We start from the raw sequence: 20,335 nt of genomic DNA on the forward strand, positions 1-20,335 counted from the left end.
GATGACGGCAACGGCGACGCGGTCCGGCGGGCTGCCGCCAGCCGATGCAAGGAGCCGGCCAGACCTGCCGGCGCGGCGCGCTTCAGCCGGCCGCCGGCAGCGACAGGCTCACGCACAGGCCGCCGCCGGGCTCGCTGCGCGCCTCGACGCGCCCGCCGTGCGCCCGCGCCACGCGCTCGACGATCGCCAGGCCGAGGCCGTAGCCCTGGGCCGCATCGGCGTTGCGGCCGCGGAAGAACGGCCGGAACAGCTGTGCGAGTTCAGCCGCCGGCACGCCCGGCCCGCGGTCGCGCACGCCCAGCTCGCAGCGCCCGCCGGCGCGCGCCACGAAGACCTCGACCGCGGACCCGGCGCCGAACTTCAGCGCGTTGCCGAGCAGGTTGTCGAGCGCACGGGCGAGCAGGCGCGCGTCGCCGCGCACCGTCGCCGGCGCATCGGCCTGCAGCTGCAGCGTGCAGCCGCACCGCCGGGCTTCCAGCTCGGCGAGCGCGAGACGCTCGCGCGCCAGCGCCGCCAGCTCGACCGGCCGCCATTCGAGCGCGGCCAGGCCGGCGTCGGCACGCGACAGCGCGAGCAGCTCACCGATCAGGCGGTCGAGGCGGATGATCTCCTGCTGCGCGCCGGCCAGCTGCGCCGCCGCCGCGGCGCCGCGTTCGCGCTGCGCGAGTTCGAGGATCAGCTGCAGCCGCGCCAGCGGCGAACGCAGCTCGTGCGAGACGTCCTGCAGCAGGCGGCGCTGGCTGGTGACCAGCGCCTCGACGCGCGCCGCCATGCGATCGAACTCGCGTGCGAGCAGGCCGAGCTCGTCGCCCGTCGCCAGATGCGCGGCGTCGACGCGCGCCGACAGCTCGCCGTCGGCCATGCGCTGCGCGGTCCGCTGCAGGGCTGTCACCGGCGCCGCGACGCTGCGCGCGAGCCGCCGCCCGACGACGCCGATCGCCAGCAGCGACAGCGACAGCTGCAGCGCCAGCAGCGTGCCGCGCCGCTGGTGGAACGGCTCGGCGCCGCGCAGCGCGACGAAATGGCGCTCGATGCCGTCGCTGCCGATCACGCGCTCGCCGATCGCCAGACGCTGCGGATCGAGGCGCAGCACCAGATGCTCGGCGGCGAGCAGCTGCGGCAGCACCGAGCGCAGCTCGGGCAGCAGCGGTCCGCCGAGCAGGCTGTCGCCGGCCTCGAACAGGGTGGCGTCGATGCGCACGTCGTGGTGCCGCGCCAGCACCCAGTCGGCGAAACCCTGCACGCCGTCGGCGATGTAGCGCTCGTCGGCTTCGTGCGCGAGCGCCAGCCAGTCGGTGGCGCGACCGTAGCTGTACCAGGCGATGGCGTTGCTGACGCCGACGCTGACCAGCAGCGTCACGACGTTGATCGCGCAGAGCCAGAGCAGCAGACGCCAGTACAGCGATTTCAAGCGCCCGGTCTCGGCGGCACCACCATCAGGTAGCCGGCGCCGCGCACCGCCTCGATCACCGGCGCCGACGGCGAGAGCTCGCAGAGCTTGCGGCGCAGGCGGCTGACGTGCACGTCGAGACTGCGGTCGTAAAGCTCGATCTCGCGGCCCAGCGCGGCACGCGTCAGCTCGGCCTTGCCGACCACGCGGCCGGCGTGGCGCGCCAGCGCGAGCAGCAGGCTGAATTCCGCGGCGGTGAGCTGCAGCTCCGCGCCCGCAACGTGGGCGCGACGCGCGGCGGCGTGCACGTGCAGCTCGCCGACCACCGGATTCTCCGCCGCCGGCGGCGTACGCCGCCGCTGCTGCGCGCGCACGCGGGCCAGCAGCTCGCGCGGCAGGCAGGGTTTGGCGAGGTAGTCGTCGGCGCCGAAGTCGAGGCCGACGACGCGATCCTCGGCCTCGCCGCGCGCCGACAGCATGATGACCGGCAGCTGGTGATGCAGGCGCAGCTCGCGCAGCGTCTCCAGGCCGTCGCGGCCGGGCATGCCGATGTCGAGGATCAGCAGATCGGGACAGCGCTGCGCGTCGCCCAGGCGCGCCAGCACCGCGGCGCCGTCGTGCACCGCGGCGACCTCGAACTGTTCCAGCCGCAGGTAATCGGCGAGCAGCGCACAAAGCTCGCGATCATCGTCGGCGATCAGCACGCGAAACGACGCCGACGGCGCGGCGTCGGACACGGGGACGGGGCTGGGGAAACGGAGTTCGGCGGTGCGCGACATGGGGGATTCGCCGCCACGGGCGATCTCGATCCCGGCGACGCAACGTGCACATTAGCTGTCATTTTTGACAGTTTGACGTCACAAAAACGACACGCGGCGCCCTCAGGCGATCGCCCCGGCCTCGGCGGCGCTCACGAAGCGGCGCTGCCGCATCCACTTGGTCGCGACCCACTTCTCGCCTTGCGTGACCAGACCGCCGGCATGCAGCGAACGGGCGTCGACGCGCCCCTGCGCGTCGCAGTACTCGAAGTACACCGCATGGCCGCGCTGCGGCGAGACCGTCCAGCCGCTGGTCGGGAACACGGTCTCGCCGCCGCCGGCAACATCGTTGAGATAGCAGACCAGCGTGCTGACGCGCTGGCCGCTGCGCGCGATCGACGCCTGGTTGGCGGCGTTGCTCGGCTGCAGGAAATCGAAGTGCGGCGCGCTCGACGCACCGGCCGGATAGTGCAGCACCTGCAGGCCCTCGCCGTTCTCGACCGGCAGGTTCATCAACGCCGACAGGCGCCGGTCGAGCCGGGCGATGAGCGGGTTCTCGCCGAGGCGGAAGAACATGCCGGCGCTGCTGCGCGCACCGCTCACCACGTCGCGCCCGCTGCGCGGATCGACCAGCGTCGACGGCCGCAGCCGCGGTCGCGCCATCTCGATCAGCGTCGCGCACTCGTCCGCGCTCAGCACTCCGCCGAGCACCGCCAGCGGCGGGTCCTGCGCGCGCGCCAGCACGGCGACGCTGCGATCCGCCGCGGCGACGCGCGCGCCGGGCGCCAGGCGCGAAACCGGCATCGCGAAGGCCTCGGCCTCGGGCAGCTCGACCGTGTCGACCGGCAGCGGCCGCTGCTGCCGGCGCGCCGCGACGAAGGCGTCGACGATCGCCTGCGCGGCGCGCGCTTCCATGCCCTGCGCCTGCATCATCGCCACCACGTCCGGCGGCGTGCGGCCGCCGTCGAGCTGCTGCACGAGCCAGGTGCCGAGCGCCGGCGCGAAACGGACGAGCAGACCCATCGCGCCCCTAGGCCGGATCGTCCTGTGCCACCCAGCCGTCGGCGCCGAGCACGAAGGCCTGGCGCAGCTGCGCGTGGCGCGCGCCGTCCAGCACGCGGGCGACCGCCGGAAACACGCGGCGCGCGCGCGGGTCCTGCGCCCAGGACGCGGCGTCGACCCGGTAGGTGTACGTCACCACCGCATGCCGGTGCTGCGGGTCCTGCGGCGCGAACTCCCAGCCGACGACCTGGTCCAGGCTCAGCCGGGCGGCGCAGAAGTCGCCGTGATGCGCCGGCGCGCCGGCGCGCGCCGGAATCTCGCGCGCCCGGTAGGAACGCTGCCCTGCGGCGGTGAGCGCGTAACGCTGGGCGCCGCTCGCGGTCTGCGTCGAGCGCACCACGCCGAGCTGTTCGAGCACCGGCAGCTGTACGGCGTCGCGCGAGCCGCGCGCGAGATCCTGCGCGCTGATGTCGATCGGCCAGTCGTACTTGGCCAGACACAGGTCGCCATGCTCGGCGAGATAGCTTTCGAGCGCGTGCTCGAAGGCGGCGCGATCGACCGAGCGCTGGCCGCCGGCGCAGGCGGCGAGCGTCGCCGCCAGCAGGGCGGCGCACGTCCGGCCCGGAATCCGTCTCGTCATGTTCAGTTCACGCAGGGTCCGGAGGTGGGCGTCGTCGCCGGCGGCTGGTAACCGTCGGTGAGCGTATCGAGGAAGCAGATCAGATCGGCGATGTTCTGTTCCGTCATCGGCGGCGTCGAATGCGCCGGCCGGCCGTCGAGCGGCATCTGCGGATCGATGTTGCCGGCATAGGCGGCCGGCAGGTCGTCGAACTTCTGCACGGTGCCGCCTTCGTACTGGACGGTGATCAGACCGTAATCCGGAAAGCCGGCATCGTTCTGCGCCCTGGGCGTGCCGCCGACGGTCGGATACCAGATCTCCGGCCAGGTATCGCGCGTGTTGTAGAAGCGGATCACCTGCTCCAGCGAATGCAGCACGCCGTTGTGGAAGAAGGCGCTGCGCAGCGCGACGTTGCGCAAGGTCGGCGCCTTGAACATGCCGCAGAAGCTGTCGGCCGCGCCCGGCACGGACGGCAGGTGGTCTGTGCGCATCGGGCCGCACAGGCCCATGTCGTAGTAGCCGGCGTCGGCGTTGGCCGGAATGTCCGCATTGCGCGGCACACTGATCGCTTCGTACGAGAAATCGGTGAACAGCGCCGAGCTGCCGTTGAGCCCGGCCCCCTGGTAATGGCAGGACGCGCAATTGCCGGTGTCGGGATCGGTGAAGACCTTGAGACCGCGCGCCTCGGCGGCCGTCAGCGCGCCGCCGATCTTGTTGCCGGCGTACAGATCGAACTTGCTGCTGTATGGATGAAAGCTGCTGTCCTCGATCTGGAACGCCTGCAGCGCCGCGAGCGCGTCGCGGAACGCCGCGTCGGTGTCGGCAAAGGCGTCGTCGCCGAAAGCCTGGCGGAAGAGGCCGGCGTAGTCGGCCGCCTGCAGCCTGGCGACGACATCGGCGGCGCTCGCATTGGCCATTTCGAACGCGCTCAGCAGCGGCACGCGCGCCTGCTCGGCCAGCGTCGCCGCGCGGCCGTCCCAGGTGAAGCCGCCGCCGGGGCCCGGCACGCTGATGCCGTCCGGATTGTCGAGCAGATCGGCGTACGGCGGCGTGAAATCCTTGTAGCGCAGCGACGGCACGGCGCGCAGGCCGGGCGACTTCAGCTCCGGACCGCCGAGCTGCACGGCCAGATCGTTCGGTGGCCCGTAGGCGTAATCGGGGTCGTGGCAGGTCGCGCACGACATGCGCCCGGAACCCGATAAGTCGGTGTCGAAGAACATCTTCTGGCCGACCTGGGCGGCGAGGCTCAGCGCCGTCGGCGGAGCGATCACGACCGGCGGCGTAGTGCCGCCGCTGGTGCCGCTGCCGCCGTGGCCGCCGCCGCAGGCCGCGAGCAGCGCGGCCAGCCCGGTGAGTAGCAGTTGCTGTTTTTGCATGGGCGATACCGGTTCAACGACCAAACGCGGGGAGGCTCAAGCCTCCCCGCGCCGGATCTGCGCAGGAACGCGTTACTTCTTCAGCGCCCAGATGTTGGCCTGGCTCGCGTCCGGGCCGACCTGCGGCTCGTTGGCGACGTCGCCCGACTGCTTCTCGACGTAGTCGGCCGGAATCACGTAGGCGTGATTCATCGGACGCACCGCGTCGAAATGCGTGTCGGCGCTGCCGGCGTACTCGGGAAGGTTGAGGATGTTCTCGGCGATGAACTTCTCCGTGTACTTGGAGCGGTTCATGTACGAGCCGTCGACCGCCGGATCGGCGAGCAGGAACATGTCCTGCAGCGTGCGCACGAACGAGAAGTGGCTGTACGGATCGCTGTCCTTGATGCCCTTCGGCGCGTCCGGCTGGTTGGTCAGCACGCCCCAGATGCTCTCGCCGTGGCCGCGGTTGCCGTGGTTGTAGTTGGCGATGGAGTCGTCGACCGCCCAGCTGCCGTCGGTGTTCTGCTTGAGCGGCTGCGCGACGGTGCTGTTCGAGACGTTCCAGCCGCAGCAGGAGTTGAAGCCGCTGGTGGCCTTGCCTTCATCGAACATGATGACGATGGCGACCTTCTTCTGCGGGTTCTTCCACAGGTCGGACGCGCGGATCTTCTTGACGACGTAGTCGACGTAGTTGTCGCCGCGCGTGATGATCGCGTCGCCGCTGCAGTCGCTCGCCGTGCCGGTGGCGCCGCTGCCGACGACCGTGCCCTTGACGGTGATGCCGTGCATGTCGTCGCACTGGTCCGGCACCACGAAGTTCAGGTTGCCGACGTCGCCGGTCTGCAGGTCGGTGCCGAGCTGGTCGAAGTCATAGCCCTCGGGGATCGTGTACTTGGTGCTGTTCTTCAGCACGTTGTCCCACTGGCCGCCGCCCATGGTGCGATTGCTGAACTTGAACTCGGGCGCGCTGCGCACGTTCTGGTAGGCCATGCCCGGATGGTGCTTGGTCTTGTACAGACCGCCCGGCAGCGGCAGCACCAGGTTCGGATTGCCGACCGTGCTGCTGTTGCCGCCGACCGTGTCCGGCGCATAGACGTTGTCCTGCGCCATCACCGCCGGATCGGCGACGCTGTCGGTGCGGATGTCCTGGCCCGGATTCATCGACTCGTTGTAAGTGCGCCAGGTCATGCCGGCCGCGGTGATCGCGTTGAACAGGTTGCGGCGCGCCTTGACGTTGTGGTTGACCGCGTTGTCGCAGCTGCCGTTGAACGGCGAGCTGGCCAGGCCCGGCTGGTCGCTGGTCGGCAGCGGCAGGTCTTCCGGCGCGTTGGCGCCGGTCGCGCCGCAGTTCCACTGGCTGTCGTCGGTGATGCCGAAGTCATCGGCGCCGCCGAGCGCGGTGTAGTTCGGCTCGGACGGATTGCCGGTCGCGTAGTAGCTGGTCGACTGGTTGCCTTCCTGCAGGTAGGCGTTGATCTTCGGCGCGAACGCCGAATCGAGGATCGACTTGGTCGCCTTGTTCTCGAGCATGATGATGAAGATCGCGTCGTAGCGCGGAATGCCTTCGACATTGAACGCCGCCTGCTGGGCCTGCGCGAAGGTGATCGGCAGGCGCGTTTCCGGCACGGTCGCGGTCGCCGCGGTGACGCCGGCCATGCCGGTCAGCTCCGGATCGCCGCCCGCCACGGCCAGCGCGTCGGGATATTTGTCGCCGCGATCGAACTTGGTGACCGCATAGGCGAAGCGCTGCGTCAGCGCGTTCGCTTCGGTCAGCATCGCGCTCTGCGTGGCGCCGCTCTGGTCGTTGACGTCGGCCAGCACCTGCGCCAGGTTGACGCCGATGCGCGTCGCCAGATTCTGCTTCTCGGTGTCGTAGCTGCTGCCGTTGGCTTCCATCAGGCGCGTCACTTCGCTCGACAGCGGACTGATGACGACGCCGTCGGCCTGCTGCTCCTGCACCTGCTCCAGCGTCGCGCGGAACACGTTGCGCGTCGGATTGGCGGCGCCGGTCGCGGTATTGGTCGCGGTCGTGCCGATGTCGGCGATCAGCGCGCCGACCGTCGCCACGTCGAGCGAGAACTTGCCGTCGCTGCCGGTGGTCGCCGGATGCTCGTCGGCGTCGCACTTGCCGTTGGCGTTGGCGTCGACGCAGACCAGCGCGCCCTGGTAGTAGCCCGGCTTCAGCGTCGGCTCGGTCGTGCTGCCCGGCACGAAGCCGCTGCCGGCGACCACGCCGCTGATCGTCACGGTCTGCGGCGGCGTGACCGGCGTGCTGCCGTCGTGATGGTTGTTGTCGCTGCAGGCGGCCATCGCGCAGATGGCGGCGACCAGCGTAGCCTCGACGAGCGCCTTGGGCGTTTTCCGGAATGATGACGGCTGAGTGATCATGCGCTCCCTCTTCGTGCGGTTTCAGATGCCACCGCGTGCTGCGGCGACTGGAGGCGCGGATGCTAGGGAGCGCGCATTGACGCATTTGTTGCATCGCACGCGGCTTTACATTTCTTAACCGGGGCCGCGCGCGCTGACAGGAATTTCATCTGGCGACGCTGCGCGCGCGGCGGCGACAGCCAGTCCGAACGCGCGCAGCGCCACCTGCGGCTCGACATGGGCGCGCGCCACGAGCGCCGCGCGCCGGCCGACAAGGCCGATGCGATGCCGGCGATCCCGCCGGGCGCGCCGCTGTAGCAGCCGGTCGCGGCGCCGCCGGGACGCGCGCCGGCGCCCCGGCGGCGGGCGGCTAGAATGGCGGCCCTTCCCGCGCCACGCCGCCCGATGAAAATCGCCACCTGGAACGTCAACTCGCTCAACGTCCGCCTGCCGCATCTGCTCGACTGGCTGAAGGCGCAGGAAAGCAGCGGGCCGGTCGACGTGGTGGCGCTGCAGGAGCTCAAGCTGGTCGACGAGGCGTTCCCGCACGCGGCGCTGGCAGAGGCCGGCTATCGCGCGGTCAGCAACGGCCAGAAGACCTATAACGGCGTCGCGCTGCTGGCGCGCAGCGAACTGCAGGACGTGGTGCGCGACATGGACGGCTTCGGCGACGAGCAGAAGCGGGTGATCGCGGCGACGATCGGCGGCGTCCGCTTCGTCAGCGTCTACGTCGTCAACGGCCAGGCACTCGGCAGCGAGAAGTACGCCTACAAGCTGCGCTTCCTGGAAGCGCTGCACGACTACCTCGCCGCCGAGCTCGACCGCTATCCGCTGCTCGCGGTCGGCGGCGACTACAACATCGCGCCGGCGCCGGAGGACACGCACGACCCGAAGACCTGGGAAGGCGAAATCCTCTGTTCGGAACCCGAGCGCGCCGGCCTGCGGCGCCTGCAGGCGCTCGGCCTGCACGACGTCTACCGCCTGTTCCCGCAGGCGCCCGGCGGCTTCACCTGGTGGGACTACCGGGCCGGCGCCTTCGCGCGCAACCAGGGCCTGCGCATCGACCACTGGCTGCTGTCGTCGCCGCTCGCGGCGCGCGCCCGCGGCGCCCGCATCGACCTGGCGCCGCGCCGCCTCGAACGGCCGTCCGACCACGCGCCGCTGCTCGTCGAACTGGGCCCGCAAGCCTGAGCCGTCCGTACCGTCCGGCGGCGCCGCGCAACCCTCCGTCAGCCGCCGCCCGGGCACGGCCGGCGACTGAGACCGAGGTCCTTTCAGCAGCGCCGGCGAGTGCCTAAGATCGGGCGCTTTCACGCGGTTCACGCAAGGAGTGAATCGATGGCCGCAGACCGGCGCAATCACTACGACGTCACCGACACGGTGCAGATCTCGCATCCGCAGGATGTCTGCGCCGCCGTCTGCACGCTGCTGCGCAGACGCTATCCGGGCCTCGACCTCAAGCCGCTGCGCCAGGGCTTCGCGACCTTCAGCCGGCTCTACGCCGGCACCCTGCCGGGCTACGCCGGCTGCGACACCTGGTACCACGACGCCCAGCACAGCCTCGACTGCACGCTGGCGCTGGCGCGCCTCATCGACGGCCACGAGCGCAGCGTCACCGCGGCACAGCAGCTCGGACCGCGCCGCGCCGTGCTCGGCCTGCTGATCGCGCTGTTCCACGACGCCGGCTACATCCGCCGCCACGGCGACAGCGCCCGCAACGGCGCCGAGTTCACGCTCACGCACGTGCGCCGCAGCGGCGAGTTCCTCGGCGAGCTGCTGCCGCGCCTCGGCTACGGCGAGGACGTCGCCAAGGCGCGGCAGATCGTGCACTTCACCGGCTACGAGATCGCGCTCGACGAAATCCAGGTCCGCAATGCCAAGGACCGCCGGCTCGGTTTCCTGCTCGGCAGCGCCGACATCCTCGCCCAGACCGCCGACCGCTGTTACCTCGAGAAATGCCGCGACTTCCTGTTTCGCGAGTTCTCGATCTGCGGGCTCGCCGGCGAGCCGCGGCCGGGCCGCCCCGCGCCGATCTACCGCACGGGGCGCGAGCTGCTCGAGAAGACCTGCGCCTTCAACCACCAGCTCTGGGAAGAGCGCCTCGACGGCTACTTCGGCGGCGTGCATCGCTATCTCGCCGCGCATTTCGGCGGCCACGATCCGTACAGCGCGGCGATCACGGCGCATCTTTCGCGCCTTACCGCGCTGGTGCGCGACGACCGCCTCGACGAACTGCGCCTGCGCCCGGTCGCGATCAACCGCGAGCGCCTGCGCGAGATCCTCGCCGAGGCCGCGCCGCGGCGGCCGGCACCGGCGCTGGCGCACGCCGCGTAGGCGCCGCGCGGCGGCGCGAAGCGGCGCTACGGTGCCGCGCGCGTGCGCACTGCGGCGCCGCGACCGCTCCCGCGCGGATCGGCGGCGGCCGAGAGCGTGTCGCTCGCCACGTCCCAGCCGAGCACCTGCAGCTCGCCGTAGGCGGGCACCGCTTCGAGGGGGTGGCCGAGCGCGCTCAGCCCCTGGCGGGTGGCGGCGTCGAGCGCGCCGCTCTCGAACTGCGCGCGCGGCGGCGCACCGGCCAGCGCCACGCGCGGCGCGGCGACCAGCGCCGCCAGATCGAGGCCGCGCGTCCAGGCGCTGATCGCCGCTCCGCTCGTCGCGACGCCGCGCGGCCCGCCCGCGGCGGCGAACACCAGCAGGCCGCGCGGCCCCTCGACGAAGCCGGGCGCCAGCGGCGACAGCGGCCGCTTGCGCGGCGCCGGCGCGTTGGCCGGACCGGCGGCGGCGGGCGAGAAATCGTCCATCGCGGCGTTGAGGAATACGCCGGTGCCCGGCGCCACGAAGCCGGAACCGAACGGCCGCGCCAGCGACAGCGTCGCCGCCACCCGGTTGCCCTGCGCGTCGAGCACCGCGATCGGCACCGCCGCCGATTCACCGGCCGGCGGCGCAAGCTGCGCGGCGGCGGCAGCGCTCGCCGCCGGCGTCGCGCGGTCCGCGACGATGCGTCCGGCCAGCGCGCGCAGCTGTGCGCGCGACAGCCGCTCGGCGGTCGGCACGCGGACCCGGTCGGGATCGCCGAGGTCGGGGGCGCCCGCGCCGCCGGCGCGGCGCTGGCTCTCGATCCAGAGATGCCGCGCCGCCACCGAACCGTCGTCGCGCCAGCCGAGGATTTCGAGCTGGCCGAGCAGCTGCGCCAGCGCGACGCCGCCGGACGAAGGCGGCGGCGCCGTGGTCACGCGATAGCCCTGGTAGTCGAACACCAGCGGCTCGCGCTCGGCGACCGCGTAGCGGCCGAGGTCTTCGGCACTCCAGACGCCGCCAGTCGCCTGCACGGCCTTCAGCAGCTGCGCGGCGACCGGGCCTTCGTAGAAGCCGTCGCGGCCGCGCTGCGCGAGCTGCTCCAGCGTCGCCGCCAGATCCGGCTGGCGCAGCACGGCGCCGGCCGCCAGTGGTCGGCCGTCCGGCACCAGCAGCTTGCGCGCCGCCCACGACAGCTGCGGCGCCTGCGCGACGATCGCGCGCGCCAGCGCCGCATCGACGGCGACGCCGTCGCGCGCCTGGCGGATGGCCGGCGCCAGCAGCGTCGCCAGCGGCCGGCTGGCGTAGCGCCGGGCCAGCCGGTCGAGCGCAGCCGGCGCGCCGGGAATCGCCGCCGCGCGGCTGCGCGCCGCGGCCGGCGGCGTCGCGCCGGGCGCGGCCTCGCGGCCGTCGATGAGCACATCGAGATCGTCGGCGGCACGGTGCAGCAGCCAGAAGCCGCCGCCACCGAGCCCGGAAGTGTCCGGGCGCACGACGGCCAGCATGGCGCCGGCGGCGACCGCAGCGTCGACGGCATTGCCGCCGTCGGCCAGCTGGTCGAGGCAGACCTGCGTCGCCAGCGGATGCGGGGTCGCGCAGGCATAGCCGGGCGGCGTCGGCGGCGCGGCGGCCTGCGCCGCAACGGCGCACAGCGCGCACGCGGCGAGCAATGGACGTAGTCGGTTCTTCATCTCGGCGGGTCGACGCGAGAGACGGATGGCGCGGCGGCGCGCGGCGGGAACGGGAGCATGCCTGGAGAGCGGCCGGGGCGTTCGGGACCTAGAGCGTGGTCAGCCGCTTGTACTTCGCCAGCAGCTGCTCCGGCGTCTCGGCATGGTCCGGATCGAGCGGGATGCAGGCGACCGGGCAGACCGTCTGGCACTGCGGCTTGTCGAAATGGCCGACGCACTCGGTGCACAGCTCGGGATCGATCTCGTAGATCTCGATGCCCTGCGAGATGGCGTGATTGGGGCAGACCGGCTCGCAGACGTCGCAGTTGATGCAGTCGTGCGTGATCTTCAGAGCCATGCCGCCATTGTAGCGCGGCGCTCGCGGGCGCCGGACCGCGGCGCGGCCTTCAGCCCTTCTTCGCGTTCGGCGGCTTGCGCCCGAAACGCTCCATGAGGATCGGCATGACAGCCTCCGGCACCAGCTTCTCGACCGGCGCGCCAAGGCCGGCCAGCTCGCGCACCAGCGACGACGACAGGTGCGCGTACTGCGGCGACGGATTGAAGAACACCGTGTCGAGCTGCGGATACAGATCGCGGTTCATCACCGCCATCTGCTTCTCGTAGTCGAAGTCGGCCGTCGTGCGCACGCCGCGCACCAGCACCGTCACGCCGTGCTCGCGCGCGAAATCGACGACCAGGCCCGAGAAGCCCTGGACCTCGACGTTCTTCAGATTGCGCGACACCTTGCGGATCAGCGCGATGCGTTCTTCGAGCGTGAACTTCGGATTCTTGGCGATGTTGCTGCCGACCGCGACGATCAGCTTCGGAAACATCTTCGCGGCGCGCTTGATGATGTCGTAGTGGCCGTAGGTGACCGGGTCGAAGGTGCCGCTGTACGCCGCGATGATGTCCGCCATGTTGCCCCATTCTTCGTGTTCTGCAGCCGAACTGCGCGCGGCGCGCGCCCCCGCGGGACTGCTATTTTTCGGCCGGGTGGTGATAGGTCGCGAGGCCGAAGCATACCTGACCGGCCTTCTTCTCCCGCAGCAGCTCGAAACCCGGCGGCAGTTGCAGCGTCGCGCCGGCCGGCCATTCGAGATAAATGCGATTGTGCGGCGCGAGCGCCTTCGGCAGCTCCGGCAGCACGCGCTCGAGCAGGCCCTTGCCGTACGGCGGATCGAGAAAGACGAGATCGAAGCGGTGCCAGGTCTGCGCCAGGTAGAACTCGGCATCGAGTTCGGCGACTTCGGCGTGCTGCGCCTTCAGCAGCAGCAGCGCGGTGCGGATCGCGCCGGCCTGCTTGCGGCCCTGCTCGACGAAGCAGCACGAGGCCGCGCCGCGCGACAGCGCCTCGATGCCGAGCGCGCCGCTGCCGGCGAACAGGTCGAGGCAGCGCGCGCCGTCGATGCGCGGCGCCAGCCAGTCGAACAGCGTCTGGCGCACGCGATCCGGCGTTGGCCGCACGCCGCTCGCCGGGTCGAACTCGACGACGCGCGAGCGCCACTGTCCGCCGATCACGCGCAGCCGCCCTTCCGCACGCGGCATCAGACGCTCTCCGCGCCGCGCGGCAGCTCGGCCGAAGCCTGCATCCACTGCCGCAGCTGCACGCCGTCGGCGAGCACCTCGTCCGGCACTTCGTAGTAGCCGCGCATCGCGCGGCCGCCGTAGGGCCGGAACGCCGTCATGCCGGCGCGCTCGTGGCGCGCGCGCGTGACGTCGTCGACGCGCAGGTACAGGCGGCCGCCGAAGACGATGCAGAACAGGCCGTGCGGCCCGTCGAGGCAGACGCCGCCGAACAGGCGCCGCTCACGCCAGGCGCCGACGCCGCCGTCGACGCGCGCGAACAGCGCCTGGGCACAGGCTTCGTTGTGCAGCGTGGCGGCTTGCTTGGGCATGGCGCCGACTTTAATGCGCCCGGCGCCGTCGTCAACCCGGCGCTGCGCCGGCGCTCCGCACCGCCTCACTCGGCTGCGGCCGGCGGCCGGCGATAAAGGTCCGGCACGTAGCGCTCCATCAGTGTCTGCGGCTTGAGCGGCGCCGTGAAGCCGAACTGCGCGTAGAGCCCGTGCGCGTCGGCCGTGGCCAGCGTGAAGCGGCGCAGGCCCTGCAGCTGCGGATGCGCGTCGATCGCGCGCAGCAGCGCCTTGCTGTAGCCGCGGCCGCGATACGCCGGCAGCACGAACACATCGACCAGATTGGCGAAGGTCGCGTAGTCCGAGATCACGCGCGCAAACGCCACCTGCCGCGCCCCGCCGGCCTCGTCGAGATAGCCGCCGAAGCACAGCGAGTGGCGCAGCGAGGTCTCGACGGTCGCGCGCGCAATGCCGCGCGCCCAGCTCGACTGCCGCGTCAGGAAATCGTGAATCAGCTCGACGTCGAGGGCGTCGCGATCGTTCGAAACGCGCAGTACCGCACTCACGCCGTCTGCGTGCCGCCGACGGTGATGGCGTCGAGCTTGAGCGTCGGCTGGCCGACGCCGACCGGCACGCTCTGGCCGTCCTTGCCGCAGACGCCGACGCCGGTATCGAGCTTCAGATCGTTGCCGACCATCGACACGCGCGACAGCGCTTCCGGGCCGTTGCCGATCAGCGTCGCGCCCTTCACCGGCCGCGTGATGCGGCCGTTCTCGATCAGGTAGGCCTCGCTCGCCGAGAACACGAAGTTGCCGGAGGTGATGTCGACCTGACCGCCGCCGAAGTTGACCGCGTACAGGCCCTTCTCGACCGAGGCGATGATGTCGCCCGGCTCGCTCTTGCCGGGCAGCATGTAGGTATTGGTCATGCGCGGCATCGGCAGCTGCGCGTACGACTCGCGGCGGCCGTTGCCGGTCGGCGCCATCTTCATCAGGCGCGCGTTGAGCTTGTCCTGGATGTAGTTCTTCAGCACGCCGTTCTCGATCAGCGTCGTGCACTGCGTCGGCGTGCCTTCGTCGTCGACGGACAGCGAGCCGCGGCGGTTGAGCAGGGTGCCGTCGTCGACGATCGTGCACAGCTCGGAAATGACGCGCTCGCCGATGCGGCCGGAGAACGCCGAGGTGCCCTTGCGGTTGAAGTCGCCTTCGAGGCCGTGGCCGACCGCCTCGTGCAGCAGCACGCCGGGCCAGCCCGGGCCGAGCACGACCGGCAGCGTGCCGGCCGGCGCCGGCACCGCCTCGAGCAGCATCAGCGCCTGGCGCACCGCCTCGCGCGCGTAGCGCTCCGGCATGTCGCCGTCGAAGACCTCGGCGTAGCGCGCGCGACCGCCGCCGCCGGCATGCGCGGTCTCGCGACGGCCCTGGTGCTCGATGATGACCGACACGTCCATGCGCACCAGCGGGCGTACGTCGGCGCTCCAGGTGCCGTCGCTGGCGGCGATCAGCACGGTCTCGAAACTGCCGGCGAGCGAGCACATCACCTGGATCACGCGCGGATCGGCGGCGCGCGCGGCGGCGTCGGCGCGGCGCAGCAGTTCGAGCTTCTTGTCGGTCGGCCAGCTGGCGAGCGGATCGACCGGCGCGTACAGCGGCTTGACCGCGCGCGGCGCGAAAGCCTGCACCGCGCCGATCTGGCCGGCGCGCACGATCGCGCCGGCGGTGCCGGCGGCGTCGGCGAGCGCGGCGAGGCGCAGATCGTCGGAATACGCGAGGCCCTGCTTGTCGCCGGCCACCGCGCGTACGCCGACGCCGTGCTCGACGTGGTGCGCGCCGGACTTGATCAGGCTGTCCTCCAGCGACCAGGTCTCGGTGACGGCGTGCTGGAAGTAGAGATCGGCGCTGTCGACGCCGGGCCGCATCAGCCGGCCGAGCACGTCGGCGACGCGATCCTGATCGAGCTCCGCGGGTTCGAGGAGCGTGGCTTGCGCGAGTTCGAGGCTGTCGGTCATGTCGGTCCGCTGGAAGTCGGTCCGCCGCTGCGGCGACGGAAGGCGCCGCAGCATAGCGCGGAAACGGGTGCCGCCGACCGGCGGCGTTCCCCTCTGAATGCGGGCGAAGCGCGCGTTTGCAAGCGCTCTTGCGGCGCCTTCAGAAGCGCGTCGGCAGGCGCCGGTGCGCCAGCGCCGGGAAGTCGCGGCGCAGCTCGGCCTGGCGCCCGGCGTCGCGCGTCGCCGTGACCACGCCCGGCGTGCCGGCCTCGCGCATCGAAACGACGCGACCCCAGGGCTCGACGATCAGGCTGTGGCCGTAGGTGCCGCGCCCGCTCGGATGCGTACCGCACTGGCCCGGCGCGACCACGTAGCAGAGGTTCTCGACGGCGCGCGCGCGCAGCAGCAGCGCCCAGTGCGCCTCGCCGGTCTTGACGGTGAACGCGGCCGGCACGACCAGGATCTCGGCGCCGGCCTCGACCAGCGCGCGGTACAGCTCCGGAAAGCGCAGGTCGTAGCAGACCGACAGGCCGACGCGGCCGGCCGGCGTGTCGACGACGACCGGATGCAGCCGGCCCGGCGCGATGCTCGCGGATTCGCGATAGCGCTCGCCGCCGCCGCCCGGCACGTCGATGTCGTAGAGATGGATCTTGTCGTAGCGCGCGACGCGCGCGCCGTCGCTGTCGTAGACGCAGCAGGCCGCGTACACACGCTCCTCGCCGTCGACGCGGATCGGCAGCGTGCCGGCGATGATCCACAGGTCCAGTTCGCGCGCCAGCGCCGCGAGGCGGTCCTGGATCGGCCCGTGGCCGTCGGCCTCGGCGTGCGCGAGCTTGTCGCGATCGCGCCGGCCCATGAACGCGAAGTTCTCCGGCAGCACCGCAACGCGCGCGCCGGCGTGCGCGGCCTCGCGCAGCAGCTGCGCGGCGGCGTCGAGGTTGGCGGCGACGTCGTCGCCGCTGTTCATCTGGATCGCCGCGAAGCGCGCGGCCGGGACCGTTTCGCTCATTTCTTCTTCGCTCCCTTCTGCTCGGTGGCGCGCAGCGTGCGCGCATCAAGCTTCTCCACCTTCGGGTTGTCCCAGCTGCCGGTCACGTGATAGCTGAGCTGCGTGACCTGATCGAGCGGCTTGTCGAGCACCTGCTGCGCCAGCAGCACGATCGCACCGAGCGCGGGACCGCCGAGCAGCGCGGCGCCGAGCGTGACGCCGGACGAAATGCCGGCCGGATAGACGGTGACGCGCTGGTCGTAGTCGCGCGCCGCCAGGCCGATGCGGCCGTGCAGGTCCATGCGCAGCGACGGGCCGCGCACGGTCAGATCGTCGGTCACTGCCGCGCCGTTGCCGAGATCGAAGTGGCCGTCGACGCGATCGAAGGCGAGCGCGTCCTCGGTGACATCGCTGAAATTCAGCGTCAGGCGTCGCGGCAGCGCATAGAAATTCAGCAGGCCGAGCACGCGGCTGGCACCCGGCTTGACCGCGCGCACCTGGCCGCTCTCCGCCTCCAGCTCGACGCGGCCGGCGGCGGCCTGCCAGGCCAGCCCGGTCGGCGACGGCGTCCACTTCAGATCGCCGTCGATGCGCGTGCTGCGCGCGCTGAAGTTCGGCTCCAGATCGAAGGCCTTGAGCACCGCCTCGACATCGCTCGACGTCATCTTCGAGCGCAGCTCGGCGGCGGAGCGTCCGCCGCTGCGCGTCCACTGCCCGGCGGCGTCGAGCGTGACGATGCCGCCGCCGGCCTTGAGCCGCTCGAGGCGCTGGCCGCCGGCGATGCGCGCAGTCTTCAGCTCGAAGCGGCCGAGGTCGGCGCCGGCGCCGCTGAGGTCCTCGCAGATCACGTCCAGCTCCGGCCAGCGGCCGGGTTCGATCGGCGGCTCATCGGCGGCGGCGTCTGCCGGCGCCGGCGCGATACCTTCGACGCCCGTCTTTTCGGCGGCTTTCTCGGCCGCCTTCTCCGCCTCGGCTTCGGCCGGCGGCGTCTGCGGCGTCAGCGCCAGATGCTCCAGCCGCGCGATCAGCCGGCCCGGCGCCGGTCCGGCGTACTCGACGACGCCCTGCGCGCCGTCGCCGCTGAGGTTGGCGCGCCAGCCGTTCTGCAGCGGCACCCAGCGCAGATGCGTCGGCCCGCTGAGCTGGTGCTGCCAGCGCACGTGGGCGAGATCGAGGTCGATCAGATCGACGCGCGCGCTGCCGCCCGTCGGCGCCTGCGTCGCGCCCGCGACGGCGGCAGCGCCGGGCACGGCGAGCGGCGCCGCGACGGCCGGCGGCGGCGCACTGTCGCCGGCCAGCAGGGCGATCCAGGCGGCGAGATCGGCGGTGCCGGCGCGCCCGTCGACGACGTAGCGGCCCTTGGCCGCCTTCGGCGCGGCGCCGCCGAAACGCAGCGCCATGCCGTCGAGGTGCGGGCTGCGGCCGCCGTCGTCGCCGAACGCCAGGTCGCCGCCCAGGCGCTGTCCGTAACCGATGCCGATGCGCAGCGGCGCCTCGGCGTCGCCGCCGATGCGCACGCTCAGCGGCAGTGCCGCGTCGGCCGGCTTGGCCAGCGGTTCGGGCAGCGTCACCTCGGTGCCGCGCAGATCGCTGCTCAGCAGCAGCGCGGTGTCGTGCTCCTGGATCGGCAGTTCGGCGTGCCAGGCGCTCTGGCCGTGCAGCCCGCCACGGATCAGCGCCGGGATGAACTGGCTGGCGCCGATGCCGTCGTCGTTCGGTGCGAACGGGAAATCGGCCATCACCACGCCGTGCGTGCCGGCGCGCGGCACGATGCGCACGGCCAACGGCAGATCCTCGAAGCGGCCGGCCAGCCCTTCACCGCTGACGCCGTGGTCGTCGAACTGCACCGTGCCGCGAATGCCGCTGATCGGCTGGTCGAGCTTGGTGTAGAACATCTGCACGTTGTCGAGCGCGACGCTGCCGCTGACGCGGGTCGATTTGATGTCGTGCAGCGGCAGGTCGAGCTTGACTGCGACGCTGGCATTGCCGGCCGCGCGCGTCTGGTCGAGCAGACCCGACAGCCGTGCGTGCAGCGGCGAAGCGCGCAGGAAATCGTAGAAGCGCGCGATCTCGCCGCTGGTCGCGGCGTCGACGGTCAGCAGCGACGTGGCGAAGTCGTCGAAGCGGGCGACGGCGCGGTCGATCTTGTTGCCGTTGAGTTTCGCCGAGATCGCGTTGATCGCCAGGCCGGCGCCGGTGAACGTCAGGCGCGCGGCGACGTCGTCGAGCTGCGGCCAGTCCGGCGCGAACTTGAGGTCGACGCCGGCGGTGTCGAGGTTGAGCTTCCAGACCCCGGTCGGATGCGAGGCGTACGGAAAGTCGGCGAGCGGACCGCGGATCAGCAGATCGCCGCGCGTCGCGCGGCCGCGCAGCAGGCTGTCGCGCAGCCAGTCGCGCAGATGCTGCGACCAGTGCGTCGGCATGTACGGCTTGAGACGGTTGACGTCCGGTGCGCTGAAGCGTGCCTGCAGGTCGAGCAGCGGCGAACCGCCGGCCTGCGGCAGCTGCAGCTCGAAGCGGCCGCTGCCCTCGCTGCCGGCGAGCTGCCAGGCGAACGCCGGCGCGCCGAGCTTCCAGCCGTCGGCGGCGCGCGCCCACTGCAGCTGCGCGTCAAGCGACTCGAAGCGCAGCGGCTCGGTCAGCGTCGACGGCAGCAGCAGATCGAGCGGCACGCGGCCGAGACGCAGCTGGCCGCCGTTCTCGTTCGCCGACAGGTCGCCGGACAGCCCCGAGAAGCCGACGTGCGCGTCCGGCGCCAGCGCCAGACCGTCGAGCCGCGCGGTCGCCGAGTAGCGCGGCGGCGCATCGCTGCCGCGACGCAGGCGCAGCACCAGATTGCGCAAGGTGCCCGACAGCCGCGCGGCCTGCGCGACCGCCGGCGGCGTATCGCGCCAGATGCTGGTCCACGGCATCAGGCGGCCGAGCTGCAGCTCGTCGGCGTCGACGTCGAGCTCGTCGCCCTGCGCGTCGTGCGCCCAGCGCAGGCTGCCGTGCGCGAGGCGCTGATCGTCGAAGCGCAGCTCGCGCAGGTCGGCGATCCAGCCGCGCGCCTCGCTGCGCACCGCGGCGCGCAGCCGCGCCTTGCGCGCGCCGCTCGACTTGCCGCCGCGCGCGACCACCAGCGGCCCGGAATCGACGGCGAGGTCGGCGTGCGCAACGCGGCCGTCCTCGAGATGGCCATCGATCGTCGCGTTGAGATTCTCGGCGCCGATCTGCACGCCGGGCTGCAGCAGACCCTCGAGCCAGCCCTGCGGGCGCAGGCGCGCGAGGTCGAGCTCGAAGTCGCCGCGCCAGCGCGCCGGCTCGGCGATCACGCCTTCGATCTCGGCCGACAGCTCGACGCTGTCGCCGTGCGTGACCGGCAGCTGCAGGCGGCCGTCGACATCGAAGCCGGCATCGGTCTGGTCGATCTCCATGCGCGCGACGCGCACCTGCTTGTCGAGCGCGCCGAAGCGCGGGCCGCTGAAGACCAGCGTGCAGTTCTGCAGCACCACATGGCGGAAGCGCACGAGATCGCGCGACCAGTTGTCGCGGCTCTGCGGCGGCAGCTGTGCGGCGCCGGACGTGAAGCCGGCGATCGTCCAGCGGCCGTCCTCGTCGACCTCGATCACCACCGTCAGGCCGGACATCTCCAGGCGGTCCGGGAACAGGTTGCCGGTGACCAGGCGCGGCACGCTGAAGCCGAGGCTCAGGCGATCCAGCGTCAGGCTCTCGTCGCCGTCGTCGCTGAACAGCGTGATGTCGGCGAGATCGAGGCGCGGCTCGATGCCGCGCCAGCCGAGATTGATGCCGCCGATCTGCACCGGACGATTGGCGACGTGCGTGATCCACGCCGACAGATCGGCGCGATAGCTGGGCAGCGCCAGCACGGCGAGCTGGAACAGGCCGCTGATGACCGCGCCGACGATGACCAGGGCGGCCAGCAGCGTGATCGCCCAGGTCCACCAGCGGCGTTTGACGCGTTCCATGCTCTCAGGGTACGGGAGGGTGCAGCGGGATGCCGCTATTGTCGCGTGCCGCGCCCGCCGGGGCCACTGCGCCGGCTGAA

The 20,335-nt window shown here is 71.9% G+C and carries 17 protein-coding genes; 2 read left to right on the top strand and 15 right to left on the bottom strand.

Annotation, left to right across the window (positions count from 1 at the left end; genetic code table 11):
* Positions 1-82 precede the first annotated feature (82 nt).
* From K343_RS0113440 to K343_RS0113465, 6 genes are all read right to left on the bottom strand, one after another.
* Positions 83-1,411, bottom strand: coding sequence for a sensor histidine kinase (locus tag K343_RS0113440; RefSeq protein ID WP_028008528.1), 1,329 nt, complete (start codon positions 1,409-1,411; stop codon positions 83-85).
* Entirely contained in the window at positions 1,408-2,169 is a 762-nt protein-coding gene (locus K343_RS0113445) for a response regulator transcription factor (protein ID WP_084615888.1), read from the bottom strand. The genes K343_RS0113440 and K343_RS0113445 overlap by 4 nt, the downstream gene beginning before the upstream one ends.
* 102 nt (positions 2,170-2,271) lie before the next feature.
* On the bottom strand, positions 2,272-3,171 hold the full coding sequence (locus tag K343_RS0113450) for a 2OG-Fe(II) oxygenase (protein WP_028008530.1): 900 nt from the start codon (positions 3,169-3,171) through the stop codon (positions 2,272-2,274).
* 7 nt (positions 3,172-3,178) lie between these two features.
* Entirely contained in the window at positions 3,179-3,790 is a 612-nt protein-coding gene (locus K343_RS0113455; RefSeq protein ID WP_028008531.1) for a hypothetical protein, read from the bottom strand.
* Positions 3,791-3,792: 2 nt separating this feature from the next.
* Positions 3,793-5,145: a cytochrome-c peroxidase gene (locus tag K343_RS0113460; RefSeq protein WP_028008532.1), complete on the bottom strand. Its 1,353-nt coding sequence runs from the start codon at positions 5,143-5,145 to the stop codon at positions 3,793-3,795.
* A 72-nt stretch (positions 5,146-5,217) separates the two neighbouring features.
* Complete coding sequence (locus K343_RS0113465) at positions 5,218-7,515, bottom strand: alkaline phosphatase family protein (RefSeq protein WP_211226268.1); 2,298 nt, start codon at positions 7,513-7,515, stop codon at positions 5,218-5,220.
* Between the two features lie 384 nt (positions 7,516-7,899).
* Here K343_RS0113465 and K343_RS0113475 point away from each other — a divergent pair, with 384 nt between their 5' ends.
* Positions 7,900-8,685 carry an exodeoxyribonuclease III gene (locus K343_RS0113475; RefSeq protein ID WP_028008534.1) on the top strand — a complete coding sequence of 262 codons (786 nt, stop codon included), beginning with the start codon at positions 7,900-7,902 and terminating at the stop codon, positions 8,683-8,685.
* Positions 8,686-8,832: 147 nt separating this feature from the next.
* Positions 8,833-9,828 (top strand): hypothetical protein, encoded by a 996-nt coding sequence (locus K343_RS22110; protein ID WP_051278386.1) that lies wholly within the window; start codon positions 8,833-8,835, stop codon positions 9,826-9,828.
* Positions 9,829-9,854: 26 nt separating this feature from the next.
* Here K343_RS22110 and K343_RS0113485 read toward each other — a convergent pair whose 3' ends face one another.
* The 9 genes from K343_RS0113485 to K343_RS0113530 all read right to left on the bottom strand — a co-directional run bounded on the left by K343_RS0113485 (position 9,855) and on the right by K343_RS0113530 (position 20,255).
* Entirely contained in the window at positions 9,855-11,480 is a 1,626-nt protein-coding gene (locus K343_RS0113485) for a gamma-glutamyltransferase (RefSeq protein WP_028008535.1), read from the bottom strand.
* Positions 11,481-11,568: 88 nt separating this feature from the next.
* Positions 11,569-11,817: a YfhL family 4Fe-4S dicluster ferredoxin gene (locus K343_RS0113490; RefSeq protein WP_028008536.1), complete on the bottom strand. Its 249-nt coding sequence runs from the start codon at positions 11,815-11,817 to the stop codon at positions 11,569-11,571.
* Positions 11,818-11,866: 49 nt separating this feature from the next.
* On the bottom strand, positions 11,867-12,376 hold the full coding sequence (gene coaD / locus K343_RS0113495; RefSeq protein WP_028008537.1) for a pantetheine-phosphate adenylyltransferase: 510 nt from the start codon (positions 12,374-12,376) through the stop codon (positions 11,867-11,869).
* Between the two features lie 61 nt (positions 12,377-12,437).
* Positions 12,438-13,004, bottom strand: a complete 567-nt coding sequence (gene rsmD / locus K343_RS0113500) for a 16S rRNA (guanine(966)-N(2))-methyltransferase RsmD (RefSeq protein ID WP_028008538.1) — start codon at positions 13,002-13,004, stop codon at positions 12,438-12,440.
* Positions 13,004-13,354: a TfoX/Sxy family protein gene (locus K343_RS23500; protein WP_051278390.1), complete on the bottom strand. Its 351-nt coding sequence runs from the start codon at positions 13,352-13,354 to the stop codon at positions 13,004-13,006. The genes rsmD and K343_RS23500 overlap by 1 nt, the downstream gene beginning before the upstream one ends.
* 65 nt (positions 13,355-13,419) lie before the next feature.
* On the bottom strand, positions 13,420-13,878 hold the full coding sequence (locus K343_RS0113515) for a GNAT family N-acetyltransferase (RefSeq protein WP_028008540.1): 459 nt from the start codon (positions 13,876-13,878) through the stop codon (positions 13,420-13,422).
* Complete coding sequence (tldD, locus tag K343_RS0113520) at positions 13,875-15,320, bottom strand: metalloprotease TldD (RefSeq protein ID WP_028008541.1); 1,446 nt, start codon at positions 15,318-15,320, stop codon at positions 13,875-13,877. Before tldD ends, K343_RS0113515 begins: the two co-directional genes overlap by 4 nt.
* Before the next feature lie 139 nt (positions 15,321-15,459).
* On the bottom strand, positions 15,460-16,308 hold the full coding sequence (locus tag K343_RS0113525; RefSeq protein ID WP_028008542.1) for a carbon-nitrogen hydrolase family protein: 849 nt from the start codon (positions 16,306-16,308) through the stop codon (positions 15,460-15,462).
* A complete protein-coding gene (locus K343_RS0113530) occupies positions 16,305-20,255 on the bottom strand; it encodes a YhdP family protein (RefSeq protein WP_028008543.1) in 3,951 nt (1,316 codons plus the stop codon). Before K343_RS0113530 ends, K343_RS0113525 begins: the two co-directional genes overlap by 4 nt.
* Between the last annotated feature and the right edge of the window lie 80 nt (positions 20,256-20,335).

Source organism: Solimonas flava DSM 18980 (genome assembly GCF_000426685.1).
Classification (GTDB): Bacteria; Pseudomonadota; Gammaproteobacteria; order Nevskiales; family Nevskiaceae; genus Solimonas; species Solimonas flava.